The following is a 14,254-nucleotide window of genomic DNA, read 5'->3' as shown; positions in this document are numbered from 1 at the left end:
TGCACTCTCAGTCTCATCGACCAGACTTATTCATTCACAAGGTAATTATCCCTCATCATGGAAAATTTGCCTTATCCAATGCCAACACCGCGGAGGAAGCATGAGCAAGAAGATAGCCGTTTTAATCACTGACGAGTTTGAAGATTCCGAATTTACTTCACCCGCAGCAGAATTTCGTCAGGCCGGACACGAGGTCATCACCATTGAGAAGCAGGCGGGGAAAACGGTAAAAGGGAAAAAAGGCGAAGCCAGCGTCACCATCGATAAAGCCATTGATGATGTCAGCCCTGCCGACTTTGACGCCCTGCTGCTGCCCGGCGGCCATTCACCGGATTACCTGCGCGGCGACGATCGCTTCGTCACCTTCACACGCGACTTTGTGAACACCGGAAAGCCGGTTTTTGCCATTTGCCACGGCCCACAGTTACTGATCAGCGCGGACGTCATTCGCGGGCGCAAGCTCACCGCCGTTAAACCCATTGTGATTGACGTGAAGAACGCCGGGGCGGAATTCTTCGATCAGGAAGTGGTGGTGGATAAAGACCAACTGGTCACCAGCCGAACCCCTGACGATCTGCCGGCGTTTAACCGCGAGGCGTTACGTATCCTCGGCGCCTGACTGCCTTAACCAGTGAAGTTTTTTGCCAAAGCCCAGCGTGTTGTCGGTGAACTTGAGTTCATCCAGCCGGATCTCCCAGACTGGCGCTGACAGCATTCTGGCAACCGGAAAGCGGCGATGATAGGCGTTACGCGCCGCGTCGCTTTCTTCACCGTCCAGTCGGCGAATTTCACCTGTAAATTGCACACCGCGAATAAGCGCTACTGATTTGGGCTGACCGTTTACCGTCCCGGCGACCTTCGCTCGCGGCCCCGACATCTGCGCGTGGCGGGTTTTGTCTTCTGTCAGCAGGTAAAAAACCACCTTCTGCGCATCATAAAGGTAAAACGCGTTGGCGCACCAGAGTTCCCCTTCATGCTGGACGCACCAGGTCACAACGTGTTGTTTTGCCAGCCAGCGGCTAATCGCAGTGAGTGTTTCCATTGCTGTTCTCTTTTATACTGGGAGCCAGAAACGTAACACGCAGAAGGTCACGATGACACCCTGGTTTCTCTATTTGATCCGTACTGCGGATAATGCGCTGTATACCGGTATCACCACCGATGTGGCGCGCCGCTATCAACAGCATCAGAGTGGAAAAGGCGCGAAGGCGCTGCGGGGAAAGGGTGAGCTGACGCTGGCGTTTTCCGCGCAGGTGGGCGATCGCTCGCTGGCGCTGCGCATGGAATACCGCATTAAACAGCTCACCAAGCGTCAAAAAGAGCGCCTGGTGGCGAATGGCGACGGTTTTGCAGCGTTACTCAACGACCTGCAAACCACGGCGCTTAAAAGCGATTAAAGTGTTCGTGATACTCAACCCGCCCCGTCACGCCCTTCAGCGCATCTTCAGCTAAACGATGCACCTGGAACGCGCTCTCCGTGCCCGGCCAGCGGCAGTGTAGATCGTAATGGGCGGCCAGTTCAAAACCAAAACGGCTATACAGTGCCGGATCGCCCAGCGTGACGACGGCGGCATAGCCAAATTCGTTGAGGGAATCGAGTCCTTCGTAGACCAGTTGACGAGCCAGCCCTTGCCCACGGTAGTGTTCATCCACCGCCAGCGGCGCCATCCCCACCCATTGCAGGTCTTCGCCCTGTACATCGACCGGGCTAAACGCGACGTAACCCACCACCTGACCTTCGTCGTCCGTGGCGACCAGACCGAGCGTCAGAAAACCATCTTCACGCAGATCGTGAACCAGTTTTGCTTCCGCATCGCTTTCGAATGAACGACGCAACAGGGCATCAATCCCCGGCGCGTCAATTGGAATTTCTACTCGAATCAGCATGGTTCACCTACCGATGTCTGTTTGGTTTCCGGCGAGTGCTTCAGTCCCGCCTCAACAAAATCCGCCACCTGTAGCAGCAGCACGCGTAAGGCTTTTGGCATTTGCTCCAGCTCAATGGCGTCCATCAGGTTTTTCACATACAACCCTAACTCCGTATCCCCTTCAATGACCAGCCGACGCTGGAAAAAGAGCGTATCCGGATCCTGCTTACGCGCGGCGATCATCAGCAGATCGCTGGCTTCGGCGCGAAAACTGACGTCGGCCTGCGCGTGCTGACTGACGATCAGCTTGTCATTTTCAACAGAGGTATACCATTGAAGGCCAATATCGCTAACCGTAATGCTTAACCAACGGCCTTCGAGGAACGCCAGCTCCCCGTCTGCCAGCGCCTGGCGAAACTGCCAGCTCAGGACCTGTTCCAGAACCTGGCGCTTCAGCGCAAAGGGCGTCAGTTTAACCGGCACGCTCATCAGAGACGGACCAAAATGCACTAAGCGTGAACGCAGTTTATCTAACACGAGCTTTACTCCCTGTTTCCGTAGTCCTGCCATTTTGCCATATCAGATAAACGACATAGCGGCGTAAATCAACAATTGTATGCGTTAACCGTACCTCTTTATTGCTGATATCAATACGACTTTAACTGCCTTAAATCAAAAATTGTCGCAGCAAGGTTAACTAAAATCCCAGTTCGTTAACAATTATGCGTCCCAGGCGGCGCTACCTTCAGGATAAATTATGGAGCTGCTCTGCCCTGCCGGAAATCTCCCGGCGCTTAAGGCGGCCATCGAAAACGGCGCTGACGCCGTCTATATCGGGCTGAAAGATGATACCAATGCCCGTCACTTCGCCGGCCTTAACTTTACCGAGAAGAAACTGCAGGAAGCGGTGAGTTTTGTCCATCAACATCGCCGCAAGCTGCATATCGCCATCAACACCTTTGCGCATCCGGACGGCTATGCCCGCTGGCAGCGCGCTGTCGATATGGCGGCGCAACTGGGCGCCGACGCGCTGATCCTCGCCGACCTTGCCATGCTTGAGTATGCCGCAGAACGTTATCCGCATATTGAGCGCCATGTCTCCGTTCAGGCATCGGCGACCAACGAAGAAGCGGTGAACTTCTACCATCGCAACTTCGACGTCGCACGTGTGGTGCTGCCCCGCGTGCTGTCCATTCACCAGGTGAAGCAACTTGCCCGCGCCACGCCAGTACCACTCGAGGTCTTTGCGTTCGGTAGCCTGTGCATTATGGCGGAGGGTCGCTGCTACCTGTCGTCGTATTTAACCGGCGAATCGCCGAATACGGTAGGAGCCTGCTCCCCCGCCCGTTTTGTTCGCTGGCAGCAAACCGGGCAGGGACTGGAATCCCGCCTGAACGATGTGCTGATAGACCGCTACCAGGACGGCGAAAACGCCGGGTATCCGACACTGTGTAAAGGCCGCTATCTCGTCGGCGGCGAGCGCTATCACGCGCTGGAAGAACCCACCAGCCTGAATACGCTGGAACTGCTGCCGGAACTGCTGGCGGCGAACATTGCGTCGGTGAAAATCGAAGGACGCCAGCGCAGCCCGGCATACGTAAGCCAGGTGGCGAAAGTGTGGCGTCAGGCGATCGACCGCTGTCTGGCCGACCCGCAAAACTTTGCGCCGCAAAGCGCATGGATGGAGACGCTCGGCGCGATGTCCGAAGGCACCCAGACCACGCTTGGCGCGTATCACCGGAAATGGCAGTGAGAGAAGCAATGAAATATTCCCTGGGGCCGGTGCTTTATTACTGGCCGAAAGAAACACTGGAAGATTTTTATCAACAGGCGGCGCAAAGCAGCGCTGACGTGATTTATCTGGGTGAAGCGGTGTGCAGCAAACGCCGCGCCACTAAAGTGGGCGACTGGCTGGAGATGGCGAAATCGCTCGCCGGCAGCGGCAAGCAGGTGGTGCTTTCGACGCTGGCGCTGGTGCAGGCCTCGTCTGAGCTGAACGAACTGAAACGCTACGTGGAAAACGGCGAGTTTTTGCTGGAAGCGAGCGATCTCGGCGTGGTAAACATGTGCGCCGAGCGCAAGCTGCCGTTTGTCGCCGGACATGCGCTGAACTGCTATAACGCGGTGACGCTGCGCCTGCTGCTCAAACAGGGAATGGTACGCTGGTGTATGCCGGTAGAGCTTTCCCGCGACTGGCTGGCTAACCTGCTGGAGCAGTGCGATGAGCTGGGCATTCGCAACCAGTTTGAAGTCGAGGTGCTGAGCTACGGCCATCTGCCGCTGGCATATTCCGCTCGCTGCTTTACCGCCCGTTCGGAAGATCGTCCGAAAGATGAGTGTGAAACCTGCTGCATCAACTATCCGAATGGCCGCGACGTGCTCTCCCAGGAGAATCAGCAGGTGTTTGTACTGAATGGCATTCAGACCATGAGCGGCTATGTCTATAATCTTGGTAACGAACTGACGTCGATGCAGGGACTGGTGGATATCGTTCGTTTGTCGCCGCTCGACACCGGGACGTTCGCCATGCTGGACGCCTTCCGCGCCAACGAAAACGGCGCATCGCCGCTGCCGCTCGCTGCGCACAGCGATTGCAACGGCTACTGGAAGCGGCTCGCCGGGCTGACGCTGGAAGCCTGATAAAACAGCTCACTTTGTTAACAACATTCGCTAATCTTTAATGCAGTATGACAAGATTAACCGGAACAAAGTGAGCCGTTATGACTGACAAAACCATTCCATTCTCGGTGCTGGATCTGGCGCCGATCCCTGAAGGGGCCTCGGCCAAAGAGGCATTCTCACACTCGCTGGACCTCGCGCGTCTGGCGGAAAAGCGCGGCTATCATCGCTACTGGCTGGCGGAACACCACAACATGACCGGCATCGCGAGTGCGGCAACCTCGGTGCTGATTGGTTACCTGGCGGCGAATACCAGCACGTTGCATCTGGGTTCCGGCGGCGTGATGCTACCCAACCATTCACCGCTGGTGATTGCCGAGCAGTTCGGTACGCTCAACACCCTGTATCCGGGACGCATTGATCTGGGTCTCGGCCGCGCACCGGGCAGCGATCAGCCCACGATGCGCGCGCTGCGTCGTCATATGGGCGGCGATATCGATAACTTCCCGCGCGACGTGGCGGAGCTGGTGGAGTGGTTTGACGCCTGCCACCCCAACCCGCAAGTACGTCCGGTGCCCGGCTACGGCGAGCAGATCCCGGTGTGGCTGTTGGGTTCCAGCCTGTACAGCGCGCAGCTGGCGGCGCAGCTTGGTCTGCCGTTTGCGTTCGCCTCCCACTTCGCGCCGGATATGCTATTCCAGGCGCTACATCTGTACCGTACTCAGTTCAAACCCTCCGCGCGACTGGAAAAACCGTACGCGATGGTGTGCATTAATATCATCGCCGCCGACAGCACCCGTGATGCGGAATATCTGTTTACCTCAATGCAGCAGGCGTTTGTGAAACTTCGCCGTGGCGAAACGGGCCAGCTTCCGCCGCCCATTCAGAATATGGATCAGTTCTGGTCGCCGTCAGAACAGTACGGCGTACAACAGGCGCTGAGCATGTCGCTGGTGGGGGATAAAGCGAAAGTCCGCCACGGTCTGGAATCCATTCTGCGGGAAACGCAGGCCGATGAGATTATGGTTAATGGCCAAATTTTCGATCATCAGGCGCGTCTGCACTCCTTCGATCTTGCCATGCAGGTGAAAGAGGAACTGGTGGGGTAAACAGGGGTTTGCCCGGTGGCGCTACGCCTGCCGGGCATTATCGCTATTGATACACCGGCAATAAATTAAAGCTCGACAGCATATGCACCAGCGCGTTGCCCACGCCGAACACCAGGATCAGCGCAATCATCGGTTTGCCGCCCCAGACGCGGAATGTTGGGCTACCGAAGCGTTCACGTGATTTACGCGCCAGCAGCGCCGGGACAATCGCCGCCCAGATCGTCGCCGCCAGTCCTGCGTAGCCAATCGCGTACAGGAATCCGTTCGGCCACAGCAGGCCGCCCACCACCGGTGGAACAAAGGTCAACAGCGCGGTTTTGAAACGCCCCATCGCTGAGTCGTCAAAGCCAAACAGATCCGCAAGATAATCAAACAGACCAAGCGTGACGCCGAGGAACGAACTCGCCACCGCGAAGTTGGAGAAGACTACCAGCAGCAGATCCAGACTGCGGCTGTTCAGTACGCCGCTCAGCGCCTGCACCAGCACATCAATATTGCCGCCCTTCTGCTCAATGCCGATAAATTCCGGACGTGGAATATTGCCCATCGTCCCCAGCAGCCAGACGCTGTACAGCACCAACGCCAGCAGCGTACCGTAGACCAGACACTTCACAATCGTGCGCGGATCTTTGCCGTAGTACTTCATCAGGCTCGGCACGTTGCCGTGGTAGCCAAATGACGCCAGACAAAACGGCAGCGTCATCAACAGGTACGGCGTATAGGTGGCGTTGCTTTCCGCGACGTTAAACAGCGTGGTTGGGTTGACGTGCCCAAGCAGGCTGCCGAAAGTCAGGAAGAAGGTGATCACCTTCGCGCCCAGTACAATTGCCGTCATCCGGCTTACTGCTTTTGTACTCATCCACACCACAAACGCCACCAACAGCGCAAAGCCGAAGCCTGCCGCCCGAGCTGGCACATTCAGCGACATTTCAGCGAAGGTGTGATGCAGAATCGAGCCGCTCGCCGAAATGTAGGCATAGGTCAGAATATAAAGCACAAAGGCTATCGAAATGCCGTTGACCACGTTCCAGCCTTTACCCAGCAGGTCTTTGGTGATGGTGTCAAAGCTGGCGCCAATACGGTAGTTCAGGTTGGCTTCAAGGATCATCAGCCCGGAATGCAGCATGCAAAACCAGGTAAAGACCAGCGCTGCCATGGACCAGAAAAACCAGCTACCTGCCATAACCACCGGCAGAGAGAACATCCCTGCGCCAATAATAGTGCCGCCGATGATCACCACGCCGCCAAGCAGCGACGGTGACGTTTGGGTGGTGGTTAGTGTTGCCATACAGCCCGATCTCCAGTGAATTCTTTTGCGACTGAATTTTAATACGCTGCACTGTACCAGTACAATAGTACAAAGGGAATAAAAAAAGCCCCGATAATTTTATCGGGGCCTGTATCTTTTACTTTACGTTAGTCAGCGCGGGATTTACGCGTCACCAAAACGGCGACGGCTTGAACCCTCTTCACGACGTGGAGCACGACCTTCGCGACGCTCGCCGCTGAAGCGACGTCCATCACCGCGACCGCCTTCGCGACGCTCGCCGCCGAAACCGCGACCTTCGCCACGACCGCCTTCACGGCGTTCGCCACCGAAGCCACGACCACCGCCACGACGTTCAGTGTGCGGCTGTGCATCGCCCAGCAGCTGCATGTTCATCGGCTTGTTCAGGATGCGGGTACGCGTAAAGTGCTGCAGCACTTCTCCCGGCATGCCTTTCGGCAGTTCAATGGTGGAGTGAGAAGCGAACAGCTTGATGTTACCAATGTAACGGCTGCTGATATCACCTTCGTTGGCAATCGCACCCACGATATGACGCACTTCCACGCCATCATCACGGCCCACTTCAATGCGGTACAGCTGCATATCACCTACGTCGCGACGTTCACGACGCGGACGATCTTCTCGGTCGCCACGCGGACCACGATCGTTGCGGTCACGCGGACCACGGTCATCGCGGTCGCGGAACTCACGCTTAGGACGCATTGGCGCATCCGGCGGAACGATCAGGGTACGTTCACCCTGCGCCATTTTCAGCAGCGCAGCGGCCAGCGTTTCGAGATCCAGCTCTTCGCCTTCTTCGGTCGGCTGGATTTTCGCCAGCAGCGCACGGTACTGATCCAGGTCGCTGCTTTCCAGCTGTTGCTGTACTTTCGCGGCGAATTTTTCCAGACGGCGTTTGCCCAGCAGCTCTGCGTTCGGCAGTTCCACTTCCGGAATGGTCAGCTTCATGGTGCGTTCGATGTTACGCAGCAGACGACGCTCGCGGTTCTCAACGAACAGCAGCGCGCGACCCGCACGACCGGCGCGGCCCGTACGGCCGATACGGTGAACGTAAGACTCGGAATCCATCGGGATGTCGTAGTTGACGACCAGGCTGATACGCTCAACGTCCAGGCCGCGGGCGGCAACGTCGGTCGCGATCAGGATGTCCAGACGACCATCTTTCAGGCGTTCCAGCGTCTGCTCACGCAGCGCCTGGTTCATGTCACCGTTCAGCGCGGCGCTGTTATAGCCGTTACGCTCCAGCGCTTCCGCCACTTCCAGGGTCGCGTTTTTGGTACGAACGAAGATAATCGCCGCATCAAAATCTTCTGCTTCCAGGAAACGCACCAGCGCTTCGTTTTTACGCATGCCCCAGACGGTCCAGTAGCTCTGGCTGATGTCAGGACGGGTTGTCACGCTGGACTGAATGCGCACTTCCTGCGGCTCTTTCATAAAGCGGCGGGTAATGCGACGAATCGCTTCCGGCATGGTGGCAGAGAACAGCGCGGTCTGATGACCTTCCGGGATCTGCGCCATGATAGTTTCGACGTCCTCGATGAAGCCCATACGCAGCATCTCATCGGCTTCGTCCAGTACCAGACCGCTCAGGCGAGACAGGTCAAGGGTACCGCGTTTTAAGTGATCAAGCAGACGACCCGGCGTACCGACGACGATCTGCGGCCCCTGACGCAGGGCGCGTAACTGCACGTCATAACGCTGGCCGCCATACAGGGCTACCACGTTTACGCCGCGCATATGTTTAGAGAAATCTGTCATGGCTTCAGCAACCTGAACCGCCAGTTCGCGGGTCGGTGCCAGCACCAGAATCTGAGGTGCCTTCAGCTCAGGATCAAGATTGTTGAGCAGCGGTAAAGAGAACGCTGCGGTTTTGCCGCTACCGGTCTGGGCCATACCCAGAACATCGCGACCACCCAGCAGATGCGGAATGCACTCTGCCTGGATTGGAGATGGTTTTTCGTAACCCAGATCGTTAAGGGCTTCAAGGATAGGAGCCTTCAGGCCCAGATCTGCAAAAGTGGTTTCGAATTCAGCCATGTAGTACGTGTGCCTCAAAATTAATGGCGGCCAGTCTACATAACTCATCATGAAATTGATCTGCAATTTTCATTGAAAAGTGTGAACCGGCTCAAAGTAGGTGTATTAACGAACAACAACGCCCTCACCCGTGAAGGTGATGGCAATCAATAAGATTACGGGCTGATGTGTACGTCAGCTATTGCTGGTCCGATTCTGCCAGGTCATCTTGGTCCTGGCCCAGGAGCGATAATTCCAACAATGCATATCGGTGCTCAACAAAGTTATGAACGTTGTTAGCCACCGCCAGTTTGAACAGAGCCGTAGCGCTGTCCAAATCCCCCAGACTTAGGTAGTACTTACCTAAATAGAAGTTGGTTTCACTGAGATGCTCAGCGAGCGAGGTGTTATCCGTTGCGTCTGCCTTAAGCTTTTCCATTAGCGTGGATTCGCTAATGTCGCCCAGGTAGAACTCGACAATGTTCCATCCCCATTGTTCTTTATCCGATTTCTCGAAGCGCTGTTTTAACGCTTCTTTCGCCTGCTTCTCATCGAGCTTCTGCTCAGCGAGATAAAGCCACAGGCTGCGGAAAGGATCATTGGGATCGTCTTGATAAAACGCCAGCAGATCATCTTGCGCTAACTTGTCGCGACCGCCGTAATACAATGCGATACCGCGATTTAAGTGCGCGTAGTTGTAAGTTGGATCAAGCTCAAGTACAGAATCAAACGCTTCATAGGCAGCATCAAAATTGCCTGCCTGCGTTAAATATATACCTAAGTAATTGAATACTTCAGGCATATCCGGTCGGATTGCCAGCGCTTGTGAAAAATCATTTCGCGCTAATGCCCTCAGACCGAGACTATCATACAACACTCCGCGCTCATATAAAAGCTGCGCGCGTTCGTCATCGGTTAAAGCCCGACTGGCAAGGATTTGTTCCATGCGTGCCAGAATCACTTCCTGCTGCAAAGTCGGTTGCAATGGTACTGCGAGGACTTCACTCTTACGCCAGGCGGAGTTACTGCATCCTGCCAGCGTGAGTGCTGTCGCTACGAAACACCAGCGCAAAAAAGGCTTCATTTCCCACTCCCGAAGACAACGATTAACTGAACGTCCTGTCCACCGGCGGCTCAACAAGGCGTCCTGCCAGGTTAAACGCCCTCCGCAAAGCGGAGGGCAAAAACAACCTTACTCGCCCTGTTCGCTGGCTGGCGCTTCCGGCGCAGCAGCTGGCTGGGACTGCTCAGTGGCTTCTTTGATGCTCAGACGTACGCGGCCCTGGCGGTCAACTTCCAGAACTTTAACCGGTACTTCCTGTCCCATCTGCAGGTAATCGGTCACTTTCTCAACGCGCTTATCAGCGATCTGAGAGATGTGGACCAGACCTTCTTTACCGCCGCCGATGGCAACAAACGCGCCAAAGTCAACGATACGGGTCACTTTACCATTGTAGATACGACCCACTTCGATTTCAGCGGTGATCTCTTCGATGCGGCGAATCGCGTGTTTCGCTTTGTCACCGTCAGTCGCGGCGATCTTCACTGTACCGTCGTCTTCGATTTCGATGGTGGTGCCGGTCTCTTCGGTCAGCGCACGGATCACAGAACCGCCCTTACCGATCACGTCTTTGATCTTGTCCGGGTTGATCTTGATGGTGTGGATACGCGGAGCGAATTCAGAGATGTCGCCGCGCGGCGCGTTGATCGCCTGTTCCATCACGCCGAGGATGTGCAGACGCGCACCCTTAGCCTGGTTCAGCGCAACCTGCATGATCTCTTTGGTGATACCTTCAATTTTGATATCCATCTGCAGCGCAGAGATACCGTCGCGGGAACCCGCCACTTTGAAGTCCATATCGCCCAGGTGATCTTCGTCGCCCAGAATGTCAGACAGGACAACAAAGTTGTCGCCTTCTTTCACCAGACCCATCGCGATACCCGCAACGGCGGCTTTGATCGGCACGCCTGCGTCCATCAGCGCCAGAGACGCGCCACACACGGAAGCCATGGAGGAAGAACCGTTGGACTCCGTGATTTCCGATACCACACGCACGGTGTACGGGAATTTATCCATGTCCGGCATAACCGCCAGCACGCCGCGCTTCGCCAGACGACCGTGGCCGATTTCACGACGTTTCGGAGAACCGACCATGCCGGTTTCGCCGACGGAGTACGGAGGGAAGTTGTAGTGGAACAGGAAGCTGTCGGTGCGCTCGCCCATCAGTTCGTCAAGCACCTGCGCGTCGCGGGCAGTCCCCAGCGTCGCGGTAACCAGCGCCTGGGTTTCACCACGGGTGAACAGTGCGGAACCGTGAGTACGCGGCAGTACGCCAGTGCGCACGTCCAGACCACGAATCATATCTTTTTCACGACCATCGATACGCGGTTCGCCTGCCAGTACGCGGCTACGGACAACGTTTTTCTCGATGGCGTGCAGGATTTCACCCAGCTCGTTAACGTCCAGAGTGTCGTCTTCCGCCAGCAACGCATCGATGGTTTCAGATTTGATCACGTCTACCTGAGCGTAACGCTCCTGCTTGTCGGTGATGCGGTAAGCGTCGCTCAGACGAGACTCGGCCAGAGCAGCAACGCGCGCGTTCAGCGCTTCGTTTACGGCTTCCGGCTGCCAGTCCCAGCGCGGTTTACCGGCTTCTTTCACCAGATCGTTGATCGCCTGGATAACCACCTGCTGCTGTTCGTGACCGAACACCACCGCGCCCAGCATCTGGTCTTCGCTCAGCAGTTCCGCTTCGGATTCAACCATCAGCACAGCCGCTTCAGTACCGGCAACAACCAGATCCAGCTTGCTCTCTTTCAGTTCGTCCTGCGTCGGGTTCAGTACGTACTGGTCATTAATGTAGCCTACACGCGCGGCGCCAATCGGGCCGTTGAACGGAATGCCGGACAGGGACAGCGCGGCAGAGGCGCCGATCATCGCAACGATATCCGGGTTAACCTGCGGGTTAACGGAAACCACGGTCGCGATAACCTGGACTTCGTTGACAAAGCCTTCCGGGAACAGCGGGCGAACCGGGCGGTCAATCAGACGCGCGATCAGGGTTTCACCTTCGCTCGGGCGGCCTTCACGACGGAAGAAGCTACCCGGAATACGACCAGCAGCGTAGGTACGCTCCTGATAGTTAACGGTCAGCGGGAAGAAGTCCTGACCTGGTTTGGCTTTTTTCTGGCCCACAACGGTAACGAATACCGCAGTGTCATCCATGCTAACCATAACAGCGGCAGTGGCCTGACGCGCCATCATGCCAGTTTCCAGCGTAACGGTATGTTGACCGTACTGGAATTTACGAACGATCGGATTAAGCAAAATAATATCCTTTCCTGATTCTGGCGACCCTATGCTGAGTCGCCGTTAAGACCCGATCTTCTGCGCATCCTCGCGACTAATGACAACCCTAACCCGCATGATATTGGGTAAAGCCTCTCATTAGCCGCGCGAACCTCTGCAACGGAAGATCATTCATAGCAACAATACAATAGTTTCCAGTGAATTGCTGCCATCTGCTTGAAAAAAGGGGCCATGAAGGCCCCCTTTTTTGAAACTCGCAAGAATTAGCGACGCAGACCCAGACGCTCGATCAGCGCGGTGTAGCGTGCAACATCTTTACGTTTCAGGTAGTCGAGCAGTTTACGACGCTGAGAAACCATGCGCAGCAGACCACGACGGCTGTGGTGATCTTTTTTGTGCTCTGCAAAGTGACCCTGCAGGTGGTTAATCTGTGCAGTCAACAGAGCAACCTGAACATCGGTAGAACCGGTGTCGTTTGCGTCACGACCGAACTCAGAAACGATTTTAGCTGTAGCTTCAGTACTTAGAGACATTTTAAAACTCCAAAGTATTAAGAATGAAAGGACGCCGATCTCTAATTCAGCAGTCCCAGTGTACATCGCGTAAACTGTTAAAAAATTTACGCGACGTTAAGCGCCAGTATTCTACTCGTAGCGCCTGCTTATCGCAAGACGAACCCGCATCAGGCTGGGTATTCCACCACTAACCGACGAGGCGCCACGCGGCCTTCATCGTCGATCTCGCCCATGCCAATAAACTTACCGTCATCCCCTTCCGTCACGCGGACCAGCCCGTCCAGCGGCGCGCCCGCGGTGCGTACCGGATTACCATTTTTAAAGTAAACCGAGGAGGTTAACGGCAGATTAACGACCGGGTAGTCCGAGGCCGGACTGTCCATTGGCATCAGCAGCGGATCCAGCAGCTGCGCCGCCGGAATGCCCTGCTGCTCGGCTTGCGCCACCCGCTCACGCAGTTGTTCCAGCGTCACCATCCGATCAACCGGATAGTTGCTTACCGTCAGGCGGCGCAGATAGGTGACATGCGCCCCGCAGCCCAGCGCTTCGCCAAGATCGTCAATGATGGTGCGGATGTAGGTGCCTTTCGAGCAGTGCACTTCCAGCTCAAGCTCATTCCCTTCCTGGCGAATAAACAGCAGCTCGTAAACCGTTATCGGTCGGGCTTCCCGCGGTACTTCTATCCCCTGACGCGCGTATTCGTAGAGCTTTTTGCCCTGATACTTGAGCGCCGAGTACATCGATGGGATCTGTTCAATGTCGCCACGAAAGGTATCCAGCGCGGCGGCAAGCTGCTCAGGGGTAAACGTTACCGGACGCTCCTGCACGATTTGCCCGTCGGCATCGGAGGTGTCCGTTCGCTGCCCGAGACGGGCAATCACACGATAGCGCTTGTCAGAATCCAGCAGATATTGCGAAAACTTTGTCGCTTCTCCGAGGCAAATCGGCAGCATACCAGTCGCCAGCGGATCCAGCGCACCGGTATGTCCGGCGCGGTTGGCGTTATAAATGCGCTTTACTTTCTGCAGGACATCATTGCTGGACATGCCCTGCGGCTTGTCCAGCAGCAGGACACCGTGAATGTCGCGACCACGACGACGAGGACGACTCATTAGTCCTCCTTGCTGTCGTCCGGGTTCACACGACGCTCTTCGTCATGTTTTACCACGTTGGTCACCAGGTTAGACATGCGCATCCCTTCGACCAGCGAGTTGTCGTAGAAGAAGGTCAGTTCCGGCACGATCCGCAGGCGCATTGCCTTACCCAGCAGGGAACGGATAAAACCGGAGGCTTCCTGCAACGCTTTGATGCCCGCTTTCACTGCGTCTTCATCTTTGTCGTTCAGGAAGGTGACGTACACTTTGGCATACGCCAGATCGCGGGACATTTCGACACCGGAAACGGTCGTCATCATGCCCAGGCGCGGATCTTTAATTTCGCGTTGCAGGATAATTGCGATCTCTTTTTGCATTTCCTGCGCCACGCGCTGCGGGCGACCAAATTCTTTCGCCATAATCAATTCTCCAGAC

General features: G+C 55.9%; 16 protein-coding genes. 5 read left to right on the top strand and 11 right to left on the bottom strand.

Annotated elements, in window-relative coordinates:
• Positions 1-100 precede the first annotated feature (100 nt).
• Positions 101-619, top strand: coding sequence for a type 1 glutamine amidotransferase domain-containing protein (locus JY391_RS03050; protein WP_200035649.1), 519 nt, complete (start codon positions 101-103; stop codon positions 617-619).
• On the opposite strand, the gene JY391_RS03045 is transcribed toward JY391_RS03050, so the two are convergent.
• Positions 599-1,042 carry a YhbP family protein gene (locus tag JY391_RS03045; RefSeq protein WP_181822488.1) on the bottom strand — a complete coding sequence of 148 codons (444 nt, stop codon included), beginning with the start codon at positions 1,040-1,042 and terminating at the stop codon, positions 599-601. The two genes, JY391_RS03050 and JY391_RS03045, sit on opposite strands and share 21 nt — an antisense overlap.
• Before the next feature lie 52 nt (positions 1,043-1,094).
• On the opposite strand from JY391_RS03045, the gene JY391_RS03040 reads away from it, so the two are divergent.
• Complete coding sequence (locus JY391_RS03040) at positions 1,095-1,397, top strand: GIY-YIG nuclease family protein (protein ID WP_042291807.1); 303 nt, start codon at positions 1,095-1,097, stop codon at positions 1,395-1,397.
• Here JY391_RS03040 and JY391_RS03035 read toward each other — a convergent pair.
• Positions 1,384-1,887, bottom strand: coding sequence for a GNAT family N-acetyltransferase (locus JY391_RS03035; RefSeq protein WP_042291809.1), 504 nt, complete (start codon positions 1,885-1,887; stop codon positions 1,384-1,386). The two genes, JY391_RS03040 and JY391_RS03035, sit on opposite strands and share 14 nt — an antisense overlap.
• Complete coding sequence (gene ubiT, locus JY391_RS03030; protein ID WP_042291811.1) at positions 1,881-2,405, bottom strand: ubiquinone anaerobic biosynthesis accessory factor UbiT; 525 nt, start codon at positions 2,403-2,405, stop codon at positions 1,881-1,883. The genes JY391_RS03035 and ubiT overlap by 7 nt, the downstream gene beginning before the upstream one ends.
• 220 nt (positions 2,406-2,625) lie before the next feature.
• On the opposite strand from ubiT, the gene ubiU reads away from it, so the two are divergent.
• The 3 genes from ubiU to JY391_RS03015 all read left to right on the top strand — a co-directional run bounded on the left by ubiU (position 2,626) and on the right by JY391_RS03015 (position 5,596).
• On the top strand, positions 2,626-3,621 hold the full coding sequence (gene ubiU / locus JY391_RS03025; protein ID WP_060571069.1) for a ubiquinone anaerobic biosynthesis protein UbiU: 996 nt from the start codon (positions 2,626-2,628) through the stop codon (positions 3,619-3,621).
• Positions 3,622-3,629: 8 nt separating this feature from the next.
• A complete protein-coding gene (locus tag JY391_RS03020; RefSeq protein WP_042291817.1) occupies positions 3,630-4,508 on the top strand; it encodes a U32 family peptidase in 879 nt (292 codons plus the stop codon).
• A gap of 80 nt (positions 4,509-4,588) precedes the next feature.
• Positions 4,589-5,596, top strand: a complete 1,008-nt coding sequence (locus JY391_RS03015; RefSeq protein ID WP_042291820.1) for a luciferase-like monooxygenase — start codon at positions 4,589-4,591, stop codon at positions 5,594-5,596.
• A 43-nt stretch (positions 5,597-5,639) separates the two neighbouring features.
• On the opposite strand, the gene mtr is transcribed toward JY391_RS03015, so the two are convergent.
• From mtr to rbfA, 8 genes are all read right to left on the bottom strand, one after another.
• Positions 5,640-6,884, bottom strand: a complete 1,245-nt coding sequence (gene mtr, locus JY391_RS03010) for a tryptophan permease (protein WP_211935202.1) — start codon at positions 6,882-6,884, stop codon at positions 5,640-5,642.
• Between the two features lie 144 nt (positions 6,885-7,028).
• Complete coding sequence (gene deaD / locus JY391_RS03005; RefSeq protein WP_042291824.1) at positions 7,029-8,921, bottom strand: ATP-dependent RNA helicase DeaD; 1,893 nt, start codon at positions 8,919-8,921, stop codon at positions 7,029-7,031.
• A complete protein-coding gene (gene yrbN, locus JY391_RS03000; protein WP_010723222.1) occupies positions 8,914-8,994 on the bottom strand; it encodes a protein YrbN in 81 nt (26 codons plus the stop codon). The genes deaD and yrbN overlap by 8 nt, the downstream gene beginning before the upstream one ends.
• A gap of 105 nt (positions 8,995-9,099) precedes the next feature.
• Positions 9,100-9,984 (bottom strand): lipoprotein NlpI, encoded by an 885-nt coding sequence (gene nlpI / locus JY391_RS02995; protein WP_042291827.1) that lies wholly within the window; start codon positions 9,982-9,984, stop codon positions 9,100-9,102.
• A 108-nt stretch (positions 9,985-10,092) separates the two neighbouring features.
• A complete protein-coding gene (pnp, locus tag JY391_RS02990; RefSeq protein ID WP_211935201.1) occupies positions 10,093-12,228 on the bottom strand; it encodes a polyribonucleotide nucleotidyltransferase in 2,136 nt (711 codons plus the stop codon).
• A 245-nt stretch (positions 12,229-12,473) separates the two neighbouring features.
• Positions 12,474-12,743 carry a 30S ribosomal protein S15 gene (gene rpsO, locus JY391_RS02985; RefSeq protein ID WP_000059465.1) on the bottom strand — a complete coding sequence of 90 codons (270 nt, stop codon included), beginning with the start codon at positions 12,741-12,743 and terminating at the stop codon, positions 12,474-12,476.
• 149 nt (positions 12,744-12,892) lie between these two features.
• The gene (gene truB, locus JY391_RS02980; protein WP_042291832.1) at positions 12,893-13,837 is read right to left on the bottom strand and encodes a tRNA pseudouridine(55) synthase TruB; all 945 of its coding nucleotides are present in this window, start codon (positions 13,835-13,837) and stop codon (positions 12,893-12,895) included.
• Entirely contained in the window at positions 13,837-14,238 is a 402-nt protein-coding gene (gene rbfA, locus JY391_RS02975) for a 30S ribosome-binding factor RbfA (protein ID WP_001040201.1), read from the bottom strand. Before rbfA ends, truB begins: the two co-directional genes overlap by 1 nt.
• Between the last annotated feature and the right edge of the window lie 16 nt (positions 14,239-14,254).

Origin of the sequence: Citrobacter sedlakii (assembly GCF_018128425.1) — a bacterium.
Lineage (GTDB): Bacteria > Pseudomonadota > Gammaproteobacteria > Enterobacterales > Enterobacteriaceae > Citrobacter_A > Citrobacter_A sedlakii.
The sequence above is the reverse complement of the archived record's forward strand: the minus strand, read 5'-3'. Positions and strand labels throughout refer to the sequence as shown.